At 54.2% G+C, this 13756-nt stretch carries 8 protein-coding genes; 3 read left to right on the top strand and 5 right to left on the bottom strand.

The features are described 5' to 3' along the window. Position 1 precedes the first annotated feature (1 nt). The gene (gene rfbC / locus ACR0IV_RS12585; RefSeq protein ID WP_480658950.1) at positions 2–562 is read right to left on the bottom strand and encodes a dTDP-4-dehydrorhamnose 3,5-epimerase; all 561 of its coding nucleotides are present in this window, start codon (positions 560–562) and stop codon (positions 2–4) included. 817 nt (positions 563–1379) lie between these two features. Then, positions 1380–6305: a PA14 domain-containing protein gene (locus ACR0IV_RS12580; protein WP_480658951.1), complete on the bottom strand. Its 4926-nt coding sequence runs from the start codon at positions 6303–6305 to the stop codon at positions 1380–1382. Positions 6306–6739: 434 nt separating this feature from the next. Here ACR0IV_RS12580 and ACR0IV_RS12575 point away from each other — a divergent pair, with 434 nt between their 5' ends. The 3 genes from ACR0IV_RS12575 (at position 6740) to ACR0IV_RS12565 (ending at position 10057) form a co-directional block, all read left to right on the top strand. After that, a complete protein-coding gene (locus tag ACR0IV_RS12575) occupies positions 6740–7720 on the top strand; it encodes a glycosyltransferase family 2 protein (RefSeq protein WP_480658953.1) in 981 nt (326 codons plus the stop codon). Between the two features lie 144 nt (positions 7721–7864). Continuing rightward, positions 7865–9070, top strand: coding sequence for a glycosyltransferase family 4 protein (locus tag ACR0IV_RS12570; RefSeq protein WP_480658954.1), 1206 nt, complete (start codon positions 7865–7867; stop codon positions 9068–9070). A gap of 63 nt (positions 9071–9133) precedes the next feature. Further along, positions 9134–10057, top strand: coding sequence for a polysaccharide deacetylase family protein (locus ACR0IV_RS12565; RefSeq protein ID WP_480658955.1), 924 nt, complete (start codon positions 9134–9136; stop codon positions 10055–10057). A 7-nt stretch (positions 10058–10064) separates the two neighbouring features. Here the strand turns inward: ACR0IV_RS12565 and ACR0IV_RS12560 are convergent, their stop codons facing one another. The 3 genes from ACR0IV_RS12560 to ACR0IV_RS12550 all read right to left on the bottom strand — a co-directional run bounded on the left by ACR0IV_RS12560 (position 10065) and on the right by ACR0IV_RS12550 (position 13752). Continuing rightward, positions 10065–11642, bottom strand: a complete 1578-nt coding sequence (locus ACR0IV_RS12560) for a hypothetical protein (protein ID WP_480658957.1) — start codon at positions 11640–11642, stop codon at positions 10065–10067. 312 nt (positions 11643–11954) lie between these two features. Continuing rightward, complete coding sequence (locus ACR0IV_RS12555; RefSeq protein ID WP_480658959.1) at positions 11955–12851, bottom strand: class I SAM-dependent methyltransferase; 897 nt, start codon at positions 12849–12851, stop codon at positions 11955–11957. Between the two features lie 58 nt (positions 12852–12909). Then, positions 12910–13752, bottom strand: coding sequence for a CpsD/CapB family tyrosine-protein kinase (locus ACR0IV_RS12550; protein WP_480658960.1), 843 nt, complete (start codon positions 13750–13752; stop codon positions 12910–12912). Between the last annotated feature and the right edge of the window lie 4 nt (positions 13753–13756).

Genomic DNA, 13756 nt, shown 5'->3' with positions numbered 1-13756 from the left:
CTTATCCTTCCCACGCGAAGGGGCTTTTGAACTCCGCAAAACGCTGCGCACTTTCGTCCTTCGCCGACAAGATCGCAGGTCCACCGAGGTTCCAATCGATCCCGATCTCGGGGTCATCAAACCGAACCGTACCATCGCACTCAGGCGCATAGTAGTCACTGCACTTGTAACAGATTTCCGTATCCGGTTCGCATGTGGCAAACCCATGCAGGAATCCCTGTGGCACCAGCATCTGGCGCCCGTTTTCTGCACTCAGCTCGACCCCGAACCACTGACCATATGTCGGGCTTCCCTTTCGGATATCGACGGCGACATCGAACAACCTTCCCCGGCTGCACCGAACCAGCTTGTCCTGTGCATGAGGTGGCGATTGAAAATGAAGGCCGCGCACCGTACCCGACTGGCGTGACAGTGAATGATTGTCCTGCACAAAATCCACATTGATTCCATGTTCGCGCAGTCGCGCAGAATTCCAGCTTTCGCTGAAGAACCCGCGCTCATCGGCGAAGCGATCAGGCGTCAGGATCACAAGCCCGGCCAGCGGCGTCAATTCCACCTTCATTATTCAACCCTTTCTCAATGATCCGATGGCGGCGGCGTCGAAGCCGGAAATTCCCTTCGGTGAGACAAACAAATACAAAACACTCTTGTTGTGATGTTACTGATAAATCGAACAATTCAGAACATATTGAACCCAAAAAACCAGTCATGTTGCAAAAGCGACGGCAGCTTTCATACGCTGGTAATAAACAATCTGGTTCAAACCAAGGCAAAGCCCGAATTCAATCTCGTGCCGTATCGTTGATGTATAGATCACAAGGGGCCGTTTGCTCGAACCGAGGGAGAAGTTGAGATTCTACTATACGTTGATCATCGCCTCAGTCTTTTGACAAAGCGTGGACGGAGCTGAACAAGGACAGGAACGGCAAAGACTCGCCGCTCACCGGCGGTTCATTGCGCGTATGAAGACCCATCCAACTTGACTCTGTTCGTGGTCAAGGTAGGTGCATCTACTTAAGATAGACATGTTTCAAAGGCCGGAGCGCAGGTAACTACGTGGTTGGGGCACTGGGAATTGCCATTTGCTTTGCTTTGCTGGCGGGTATCACCGCACTAGCGATGGGCTTTGGTGTGTGGGTCGCTTTGGTGATCTATTCTGCTACCGGAATAGTTGCATTTCTTGCCATCGTCGCCATTCGAGTTTTGCGACCAAGAATTGCAGTTTCACCCCGTATGGCCTCTGCTTCGAGGACAGAAAAACCTCAGTACAAACGTTGAACCTCAAAAAACGGGCCCTGAGAAACCAGAGCCCGTTATTATTTTGCCTGATACAAGCTTTGAAAAGCCCGGTTGAAATCGTGCACCGGGCTCTTCCTCAATTACATATCGAAGACCTCGACAGTAACGGTCGCGCGGGTAAAGTCCCCATCATCATCGCCGGCCCAATAGTCGAATGTATCAACTCCGACAAAATCCGGGTTCGGGACGTAAAGCAACTGCCCGTCATCCTGAACATAAACATTGCCGTTCGGTGTCGTGGACAGGCCATCGACGCGCAGGTCATCGCCACCAGCATGCGAGTCATTCGACAGAACGTCGATCAAGACCGCCATACCAGCATTCGTTGATGCCAAGTCATCCTGTGCAGTGGGGTTCACATTGTCGAACGACACGACGCCGTTATACTGCGCGCCGCCCCAATGATTGATGGACCAGGAATTCGCGATCTGCTGATCCGTCATATCGAGCGTGATGATGTGGGTCATCTTATGAAGCTCACCGGTCGCACGATCTGCTACGAAGTCTTCTAGCAACAGAACATTCTCGCCCGATTCAGTTTTGTAGTATCCCTCGTTTGCAATGAACTTAGCGATATCATCGTGCCACCATAAGATTTGCTGATCACCCGCGAAGTCACGATCCCGGCTGCCGATCGAATCTGTTTTTGTACCGCTGAGATAGAAGGTTTCTCCTTCAGAGATTACGGTATCCGATTCCAGAACAAAGCCAAGGCGACCTTCGACCAGGTCATCGGAATTCAGGATCGAATGGCGATCCCCGTTGAACCCGACAATGTTGGTCCCGTTGTTTGCCATGACCAGATCGATGAAGACATCGTCATAGTCTTCGCCATTCGAGCCGAAGTGGAACGCTTGGTCCAGATGCGCTCCGGTTACAAAGCCGTCGATAGTCATACCGTTAGAGACGATATCGAATGCGTTCCCGCCCAGTCGGAAACCGATTTCAGGATATTGGCCAGGCTGTTGAGTGGCCAAGAGATCGAAATCGATCAACGTGTAGTGCGAAGTGTAGGAAATATCCACACCATAAGTAGTCTCCCAGTTCGTAAAGCCATCCATGACTGATCGGACATCATGGTTCTGGTTCGGATTATCTTTGATCACAATTAGGCCAACTTCGGTGCCGAATGCCTCATTGTTCTCGAACCCTTGGATCGGTGCTTGGTCGATGCGCATATACTCATCGCCATACGCAATCTCCGGCTGATCCAGGTTTTCACCGAGCGGGTCACGTAGCTGGCCGCGAGTCATCCAGACAAATCCATGCGTGGTATTTGCCGCCACGTTATCTGAGGCTTCAACCAGACGCCCAGCGAAGAAGAAGCCTTCGCCGGTCCGCCCATTGTCATGCCGCTCAACATCGCTTTGCAGCTTTACCTGGGATTCGCCGTAGGACACGCCTTCGGTCCTGATTGCGATATTGCGTGACCAGACACCTGTCTCATTACCATCCTCTGCAACAAAGGCGGCACCAAAGATATCCCAAGCCACATTGTCCGTGAAGGTCGCATTGCTATCGTGATGCACAAATCCCCAACCCGGAGATCCGCTGACCGAGTTACCAATCGCAATCGCGGGATCATCCCGATCTTCGATCCCGGTCCGATGGAAGTGGAAAGAGTAGCGGCCCTGAACGTTCGAATCTGGCTGTACAGTGCCAATCGAGTCGATACTGAACGCCGGCTCCGACTTATCGGTCCGTCCCAGATCGTCAAAGGCGGCATAGCGTACATCCACATCATCCGAGTGCATGAACATCGTATGCCCGCGGTGGTGAACAGCAGTAGCTTCGCCATCCTCACTGGAGAACGTGATATTGCGCGAAGTGTTCGCAACATAAGCGGATAGATCGTCACGCGGCGTATCGTGGTCGTGTTCCAACGGGCGATCAATAGTGATCGTATTTCCACTGATGCCAGTGATAACGACTTCTTCATCTTGGCTTTCGTGATGAATTACCGATCCAGCCGCCTGATCCCAGTACCAGCCTTCCTTGTGTGTACCCGTCAAAACGATGCTATCGCCAACCTGCCAGCCTTCGGGAATATCACTCAGCGTGATTTCAGTATCGCCAGCCATCGGCGCATCATCAACCGTCAGGAAGCTGGTTTTTTCAGCGCCATGAATCTCGACCTGTCCGTGCGAGATTACGCCACGGGACAACAGCATCGGATCCCAGCCGACATCGATATCACCATTGTTGGCAATAACGATCTCAACATCCACATTGTCGGCAATCGGATTTTCTTCGGTTCCGATCTCCAGACGACCCGTCCCGGAAACAACCATGGTGTCAACCAGGATCTTCGAGTCTGCGTCATGCGCAAAGGAAAGCTCGCCATCCACACGTACGGTGAAAAGGGACTCTTCACTTTCTCCGGCATAGACTACCGAGATACCTTCTGGAATCAGTACCTGAGCACCCGCATCCGGAATCCGGCCTTCATGCCAGGTATTCGGGTCGAACCAGTCACCGTCGCTGATCGCAACATGGGTGGCCTCCGAACGCGGTACGAGATCCATGAGCGCCACATGCTCAACCGCGCGGCTTTCATCCCCGCCATGTGGATGCGCATCGGGCTGTGCCATCACTGCGGCTACGTAGTCGTCAACCTCATCAGGGCTTGTAGGTGGTGGAATGTATCCGTCGCTATGACCACCATGCGAGCCACCGCCGGTGTGGCTGTCATCACCCGAGCTTTGGTCGTCGCCACCAGTGTGGTCGCCATCATCCGTGCCATGATCTCCGCCGGTGTGGCCGTCATCGCCCGAGCTTTGATCGTCATCGCCACCGGTCTGATCGCCATCATCCGTACCATGATCTCCGCCGGTGTGGCCGTCATCGCCCGAGCTTTGGTCATCATCGCCACCGGTCTGATCGCCATCATCCGTGCCATGATCTCCGCCCGTGTGGCCGTCATCGCCCGAGCTTTGGTCATCATCGCCACCGGTCTGATCGCCATCATCCGTACCATGGTCTCCGCCGGTGTGGCCGTCATCGCCCGAGCTTTGGTCGTCATCGCCGCCGGTCTGATCGCCATCATCCGTGCCATGATCGCCACCGGTGTGGCCATCATCATCACTCGTGCTTTCGGAATAGCTCAACGAGTCGCCACCGATCACTTCGCGGCGACCATCGCTATCTGGACCAGCCCACTCCAACTGAAGTGTCGCATCGCCATAAGCTTCAAAATAACGGATTTCGATGTCATGCGAACCTGCCGGCAGGTCCAATGTTACGCGCTGTTCAAGTGTTGCATGCAAGCCATCATTGTCGATCACAGGCTCACCATTGATATAAAGCGCTGAGCCATCATCCGAGTTCAGGTAGAACGTATAGGTCCCCGCCTTCTGCACATTCAGGTTGCCCGAGTAACGTACTGCAAACAAGTCGCCCGGGCCACCTTCCCAAAACGGTTCTTGACCATTCATGAAGCTCAGGTTTTCCACCGCACCCGTTCCATAAGGTGTCGCCTCAAAATCGATCTCTTGAATGCTACCTACCGACTTTGAAAGTAGGAAATACTGGCCCAGCAAACCCTGGCGACCTGCGCCCGTGCCATCGCTAGAATCGGAATCGTCATCGCCCGTGCTGTGGTCACCATCACCAGTGTGGTCATCATCGCCCGCATCTTGGTCACCACTGTCAGCGTCGTCATCATCACCTGCGCCGTGGTCAACGCTGTCGGAATCTCCGTCATCGCTGGTGCTTTCAGGGTAACCCAGCGCTTCGCCACCAATCACTTCGCGCTGGCCATCGCTGTCCGGACCGACCCATTCCAGTTGGAGTGTCGCTTCACCATAGGCTTCGAAATAGCGGATTTCGATGTCGTGCACACCGGCCGACAGGTCCAGCGACACGCGCTGCTCAAGCGTCCCATGCAATCCATCATTGTCGATTACAGGCTCGCCATCGATATACAGAACCGAACCGTCATCCGATGTCAGATAGATCGTATACGTCCCGGCCTCTTGCACGTTGAGTTGGCCTGCATATCGCGCCGCAAACAAATCGTTTGGGCCGCCTTCCCAGAATGGGTCCTGCCCTCCCATGAAACTCAGGCTTTCGACGGATCCTTCTCCGTCGGGCGTTGCATCAAAATCAACTTCGTTCAGGTTGCTGATGAAGTCGGGCAAAACAAAGTATTCGCCCCGCAGCCCCTGACGCCCCGTCTGGGTTCCGGTATCTGTATCTTGATCACCGTCGCCAGTGTGGCCATCATCGCCAGTATCGTGGTCGCCGTTATCGGTGTCTGCGTCGTCGCCCGCGCCTTGGTCGCCGGTGTCAGTGCCTGTATCGTCACCTGCGTCTTGGTCGCCGACATCAGTGTCCGTGTCGTCGCCCGCATCTTGGTCACCGGTGTCGGTACCCGTGTCGTCGCCTGCGCCTTGGTCACCGGTATCGGTATCCGTATCATCGCCTGCGTCTTGGTCGCCGGTATCAGTGCCGGTATCCTGGTCGCCCGTGTCGTCACCCGTACCTTGGTCGCCACTATCTGTGTCACCATTGTCGCCCGCATCGCCATCGGTCTGATCCCCGTCTACGGGTTTCTCGCCCTTCGACAGCGCATCGCCAGTGATGGTCTCGCGCTTCCCATCACTGTCAGGGCCTTTCCAATCCAGCTGTAGGGTCGACCGTCCGCGGCCATCGAAATACCGAATCTCGATGTCATGAGCGCCAGCATCCAGATCCAAGGTAAACTCGCTGTTGCGACCACCCCGTCCACCGGCGTTTTCAGCAACCAACTCACCGTTGATATAGAGCATCGCGTTGCTGTCGGATTTCAGATAAAATGTGTACCGGCCAGCTTCGATCACGTTGAGATCACCGAAATAGCGCGCCGCGAAGTAGTTCTTCGCACCACCCTCCCAGAATGCTCCGCGCATCCGCTGGATGTCCAAGGCATCGACCGTCGATGTCGCCGATGGCTCTGCATCAAAATCGACATCCGCCAGCCCGGTATATCCCGAGTTCAGGGTGAAATATTCTGCGTTCAGACTCATAGCTACGCCCGTTTGCTCAAATCCCGATGTTTCGGGATGATTGTTTCCACTTGCTGGCCTCAGCGAGGCTCAAGTGCGGCAAAACTATGTCGGGCGACAGCTGCCGCGGTCTTCGCCCACATACTAGGAACAACATGCGTACTGTGTTTGAAGCCCTTTCTCAGGCCTTCTGGACGACCATTCAGGCACAATATTCCAAGCGCGCACTCAAGTCGCTGCGTGGCGCTAATGCCCCAATGATTCCACATAGTTACTGCTCGCCCATCATACTGCGGTACAACCGCAATCCTTAACCCTGAACTGTTTCAATTTGCTTGACAGTGCAAGTTAAGGATCGGCACAACGTTGACGACAAGCAATTTGCAGCGCAATTTTTTGCCATATGGGCACAAACACGCCGATTTTATTTGATTTTCCCTACGTCCGGAGACGCTATGGATGAGATTTCAGGCATTGGTGCCGTCGTAATCGGGCGAAATGAAGGCAGCAGATTGGTGTCCTGCCTAGATTCGATTCCCGTAAATATCGGAAAAATCGTCTATGTTGATTCGGGATCGACCGATGACAGCCTCGCAAACGCACAAAAAGCTGGTGCTGAGGTGGTTGAGCTCGATCTGGATCAGCCCTTTACAGCTGCGCGCGCGCGTAACACCGGGTTTCGCACATTAATCGCTGATAAGAACATCCATTTCGTTCAGTTCGTCGATGGAGATTGTGTCGTTCAGCCAGGGTGGTTCCAATCCGCCGCGCAATTTCTGACAGAAAATCCCAGAACCGCCGTGGTCTGCGGTCGACGGCGCGAGCGGTTTCCTGATGGCACGGTGTATAATCGGCTTTGCGATATGGAATGGGACACCCCAGTGGGCCAATCCGATGCCTGCGGCGGGGACGCGATGATGCGTGTAGAAGCCCTGAGCCAGGTCGGTGGCTACCGCGACACCATGATCGCTGGAGAAGAGCCAGAGCTTTGCGTGCGGTTGCGGGCCGAAGGATGGCGAGTCTGGCGATTGGATGAAGAGATGACGCTGCACGATGCAGATATGACCCGGCTGAGCCAATGGTGGAAACGGGCCCGACGTAGCGGCCATGCGTTTGCCGAAGGCGCCGCACTGCATGGCGCCCCTCCGGAGCGCCACAGCGTCCGAGCGGTCAAACGCATTCTGGCCTGGGGGGTAGTGCTCCCCCTGGCGTTATTGCTGGCGGCTGCTTTGATATCGCCCTGGGCACTGCTGGGATTTGGGCTCTATCCCCTTCAGGTGTTGCGCATCGCTTTGCGCCAGAACCCTGGAAACAGAACCGCGTGGGAGTATGCGTTCTTTCTCGTGCTGGGCAATTTCCCTGAGGCCATGGGCGTTCTGGAATATCAACTCAGACAATGGCGCGGGAAACCAGCGGGGATTATCGAATACAAATAGCCTATTTCGGTACGGTGGAATCTGGATCATATCTCAAAATTCAGCATTCTGCCCTTATGCCGCCACAGAATGATGATCTGAACTCGGTCTTATTCCCCCGGCTCCAAGCAGCGGCTTTGAAGAGTTAGTGTTAAGGTGTTTCAAATGCGTGTGGCCTATCTGACAAACCAATATCCAAAAGTAAGTCACACCTTCATTCGGCGTGAAATTAACGAACTCGAAAAGCAAGGCGTTGAAGTCGAGCGTTTTGCCTTTCGCGGCTGGGATGCCGAAGTCGCCGACCCTCAGGACGAAACCGAGCGCCATAAAACGCGCTACACGTTAGGAAATGGCGCAGGCACGTTGCTGCTGACCGCAATCAAGTATGCCCTACGCAATCCCCGGCCGTTCTGGCGTGCTTTGAATTCTGCGCTGTCCATGTCGCGCAACGCGATGCGCCCTTGGCCTTATCACCTGATCTATCTCGCCCATGCCTGCCAGATCAAACTCTGGCTGGACGAAAACCCGGTCTCGCACCTGCATGCACATTTCGGCACAAACCCTGCAGAGGTCGCCTTGCTGATCCGCCAATTAGGCGGCCCCGAGTACAGCTTTACCATCCACGGCATGGATGAAGCGGACAACGCACCTAAACTGGCCTTTGACCGCAAGGTCGCAAATGCACGTTTTACCGTTGCGATCAGCGCCTTCAGCCGCAGCCAGTTGATGCGCCATGTCGCGTCCGAAGACTGGTCAAAACTCAAAGTTGTTCATTGCGGATTGGAATCTGACGCCTTTGCCGATCCTGCCTTGATCAAAGTGGTCGACGATCCTGTCCTGTTGTGCATTGGCCGTCTCAGCCCCGAGAAAGCCCATCTGATTTTGCTTGATGCCTTCGCTAAAGTTCTGAAACTGCATCCTCAGGCGCGGCTGGTATTGGCTGGGGATGGTGAACTTCGCGCGCCCATCGAACATAAAATCGCAGCACTGGGTCTTGGAGACGCGGTGCGGATCACGGGCTGGATCTCTTCAGAGCAGGTTCGGGACGAGATTCTAAACTGCCACACTCTGGTGCAGCCCAGCCTGATCGAAGGGCTTCCCGTGGTCATCATGGAAGCGATGGCACAAGCCCGACCCGTCATATCAACCTATGTTGGCGGCATACCCGAACTGGTTCAGCCAGAAAAGACCGGATGGCTGGTACCGGCCGGAGATGTTGGCTCTCTGGTAGAAGCCATGTGCAACACCCTGTCCGTTTCGGCGGAAGACCGAAAGCGAATAGGCCAAGATGCGCTAGATCGGGTCATGGCGCGTCACAGCATTACCCACGAGGTCGAAAAACTGCGCGCCTTGTATCAGGGTCAGGTCTGATCGATGGGAGTGTTGAAACAAACGGCACTGTCAGTCCTTAGCACTGGACCAGCCTATACATTAATGCGTTCACATGCCCTGCGCACCAATCCGACACTGGTTTTGTGCTATCACACGCTTGGATCAGATACCGAGGTGATGGATGCGTGGACCGTTGCGCGCGCACGGGACTTTCAGCAGCAGATCGCTTTCCTGCGTCAGTACTTCGATATTGTCAGCCTCGATCAAGCGCTTGATCCAGCTGCCCCGGCATCGCGCCCCAGGGTGGTAATCACCTTCGATGATGGAGATGTGGGTCTGTTCACCCATCTGTTGCCAATTGTCGAAGCCGAGGCGCTGCCGGTCACGCTGTATATTGCGACCGCGCAAATCGAAAGCGGGCAACCCTACTGGTTTGACCGGATCATGAACGCCTTGCAAAACCCAGGGGTCACGACTATCCGCGTCGAAGCCAGCGGGCCAAAAACTTGGCAGATCGGCCCTGAAACAGGTGCGGCAAAATGGATGGTCATCTCGGATATCCTAGAGACGCTAAAAACTGTCGCCCCGGACTTGCGCGAAGCTTTGACCCTCGAAATTCTGCAACAGGCCGGACCATCTCAGGCAAATGTCACACCCCTTGCGCCGCTTACGCGCGAACAGCTGCGAGAGTTGGCGCAATCGCCATACGTGACCATCGGTGCGCACAGTCACTGCCACAACCTGTTGGACCAAATTCCGCTGGATGAAGCCGCGCAAAGTATACAAGACTCCCGGAAGCTGTTGCAGAAATGGACGGAACAACCCATCAACCATTTTGCGTATCCAAACGGCAACCAGAGCCCAGCGCTGCAAGACGCGGTGAAACAGGCCGGTTTCACATCGGCAACAGCGCTCGGATCAGAGCTATGCGATCCTCTGCAGGTTAACCCTTATGCGATCCCGCGCGTGCTGGTGGGACGGTATGACAGCCTCGCCCGTCTGCGCCTTCGATTTATCGGGTATTGAGGCCCCATCAGGATGACGGGGCTGAATTGCGTTTCAAAACACCCAAATTAACCGCTTCGTCTTTCACCAAAACCTCGAAGACGCTCGCAAATGGCTTGTCGCGATTATCCTCAGTCACCGGCCAGTCGGCTATCCCGCTCCAATCCGCGATATACTGGATATCGCTGGCGAGGACATAGTTGAATACATCACCCTCTTCCTGAAGCGCACGCAAGGCATTTGGGTTTACCTTCCCGTCCAGATTGATGGTCTTATCGCGCCAATACCCAAGTGTTCCGGTCTGCACGGCCCCAACCCAGATATCTCCGGGCACATTTTCCTGCACCCAGTCTACGACCTGAAAATGCCCCTGCGCTTTGACCCCTGGCACGAGAAACCGACTCGTCAGCGCCACAGACAACACAATCGCGACCATCCCCATAACCTGCAGTGTCGACGGGGTAATCCTACCATTCGACCAATCAAGCAGCTTCAACCCGGAGACCACCGTCGCCAATATGAACAGCGGTGCCAAGGGTGCTAAATAGCGGCTCAGGAAATGCGGTGCGCCGAAAAAGAGGCTGTAGTAGCCGGCTAGGAAAAGCGCAAACAGCAGATATGTAACCACCAACAGGCTTACCGTGCCCTTCACCCTCAAAACAGACGACAAAAAGATCGACAGTATCGCGATAGCCACGAGGGTAAATATGATGATTGCAATCTGTGTGGCTTCTAGGCTGATGGGTACAGGCAGCATCGGGAATAGATATTCAAATACACGCGACGGCAAAAGTGGCAGGTTGCTCGCGAACTCAGCACCGTGTGATTGGGAATGGCCGCTTATCGGTGTAATCGATCCGAACAGAAGCTTGTTATACGTCAACCACGGCGCTGCAAAGACCAACGACAGCAGACCCGGGGGTACCAGGCGCTTGATGACGGACAGGAACCTGATCCGTAGAGCGAATAGCTCATAAAGACCCCAAACCAGAAACACAGCGACGACAAGCAATGCCCCATCGATACGCGCCAGAAACGTGACTCCGCATATCGCGCCAAGAAACAGACGATCAAACGACGTGCTGTCGGCGCCCTTATCAAGCACACGGCCGAATTGCAGCAGCGTCAGCAGAACCATCCATGTATAAAGACCGGTCTCAAGCGCATTCATCGAATGCAGCATCAGTAGCGGTCCAACGAACCAGAGCGTCGCGACAAACCAGCTCCAGATCCGGTCCTCGGTAAATGGGCTCAGGATAATTTGGGCAAAACGTTGCAGTGTAAAGTAGACCGCCACGGAAATCGCGGCTGATATCAGAATGACTCCGACAAGACTTTGCAGCTTGTCTCCGCCCGTCAGCAGATAGGGCACTGTGAATATAAACGTCGCCAACGGTTGAACCCCATTGGTGACAATGGTCCCCTCAGACACAGTCATACCAAGCCCGATCGCCATGTTTCGGGCTATCGTCAGCATTAGATATCCATCTTCTGTAATAAAGAACTGTGCGATGGCATCATCCCCGGACACAATCGGGAACAGCCGGTAAAGGACGCCAAAAATAAACGCAGTAATGATCGCGATCGAAAGAAGCTTCTTACTCATATACAAATCTAGTCCTGCTCAAATCCAAGCGATCTCACAGTAGTTGAATGCGGAAGCAATATGAACCAATTTCCACCCATTCTTACTTGTCCAGTCACCTGACCTGCAAAAATACAAACATTGTTTCACAAGGATGGCTATTCAGATAAATTTCTTGATTGCTGTTTTCAGGTCAACGACGCTGACAAACTTCAAAACCACTACTTTCGCCTACCTTCGGCCTTCGCCTCAATACAGTATTTCACCCGGTTGGAAATTGGGCGATCACTCCGAAGCCAACGCAAATCCCGAGACTAAGCATTTGTTACGGTTTTAATAAATATTCTCTGATCTTCCTTCAAGAGCATAGTGGAAACAAGTTTCTCTCCCAACGCGACACAGCGGTGAAACTTCGGTCATACCGGCAGACGACAACCAGCGTTGCATCGCCCGTTGGCTTGGATAGATCGGCCGTGAAGTCGAGAATTCGCCACGCGGTGCCAGAAGACGTTTGCTCATCGACATATAGCTAAGCGTATTGATCATCGTAATGATATAGGCTTTGGCTTGGCCCATACCACGCAGAAGGTCAGAAACGTTTTCCCCGCAATATACACCAAGCGTTCCCCCAACGATGATCAATTCACCTCCTGGCCGCAGGACACGCTTGATCTCACTCAGAGCAGGGTGAACATCAAAATACTGATGCGTCGAAACGCACAGAACCAAATCCGCGTGGTCGTCGGCGAACGGTATTTGCTCTGCCTGACCATCATGAACTGTGGCTATGGGCAGTCCTTCGCGTTCCGAGAAAATCGCACCCATCTGGCGATAGGCCGCAACCGGTTCGATCCCGAATGCCCCAGCGCCAACAGCCGACAGAGACAACAGGTTGGCCCCCATCCCAGAGCCAATCTCCATCACGTTGCGATCGCGAAAGTACTCTGCCGTCAAATGTGGCGCGAACCCCTCAAAGGGTAAGGCCTTGTTCCGATCCAGCCAGAACGCATACTCGCGACATGAATCCGATGCCAAACGGCCCATAGTCGTCAAGCTGCCTGACGATGCATCAAGCCACTCAAGTTCCTCGGCAACGCGAACTGTATCAGACAGCCCTGAATCCGGTTCGGCCATCAGGCTTTTCTGCAGCATGAGCTGGATCAGCTTATCTGAGTCCTTACCCAACAACTGGGCCCGAATGCGGTGCAAATGATCATCGGACCACATCATCAGGCTTCTACCTCCTGGCTTACCACGCCGCGTTTCCGGATTGGATCTGACGTCACTCTCAGTAGCCGTAGGTATAGGGCTTTTCCAGATAGCGGCACTTGTTCAGTACCACACCCAGAAGATTGCTTTTTTCGCGAATCTCATGTTCGCATTTCTTCATCTCTTCGACCGTAGAAGTCTCAGCTGCTGCGACCAGCAGCACACAGTCGATCTGGTCCAGAAAGGCGTTTGTGTCATCGCATGTCAGCAGAGGTGCCGTGTCAAAGATCATGACATCCGGATTGTAGCGCGCCTCAAGCCCGTCAATCACCCGTGCCGCATCCTTGCCTTGCAGCAGTTCAGATGGGTCCTGCGCAGGGTTGCGATTGGTGGCGAAGGCCAGCTTGTTCTTATAGCAGAACATATGCTCCTCAGGATCTGACGTACCTGCCAAGGCCAGAGCAAAGGCATGTTTCTCAGGCAGATTAAGCATCTTTTCAATGGACGGTCTGCGCAGATCGAGATCTATCAACATTGTGCGCATATCGCGCTGTCGGGCCAACCCGAACGCCAGATTAAGGCTCAATGTCGACTTACCACAAGCGCTGCCAGGTGAGGTGATCGCAACGCGACGCCAACCGTTTTTGCGCATTTCATGAAGCAGTTTGGTTCTCATGCCGTCAAATACGCTGGAATCATCGCCCGGCTGGTCCGTAACGACGCGGGCGCGTCTCAAGGCTTTGGCACTGAATTCCTGCCGGGGCAAATCGGCCCAAGCTTTGTCGGTATCCTTGACCGGGTTGGGTTCTGCAATCTCGCTTTGGGGAACCGCGACATTCACAGGCTCGGCGGTTGCGACATCAGACAACGTCTTCTCGCGCGCGGCTCTAGCTTTCTGAATTGCGGATTGAATGCGTTCCATAAAA

The sequence above is a fragment of the Ruegeria sp. C2 genome (genome assembly GCF_056537765.1).
This window is presented reverse-complemented; position numbering and strand designations above follow the sequence as displayed.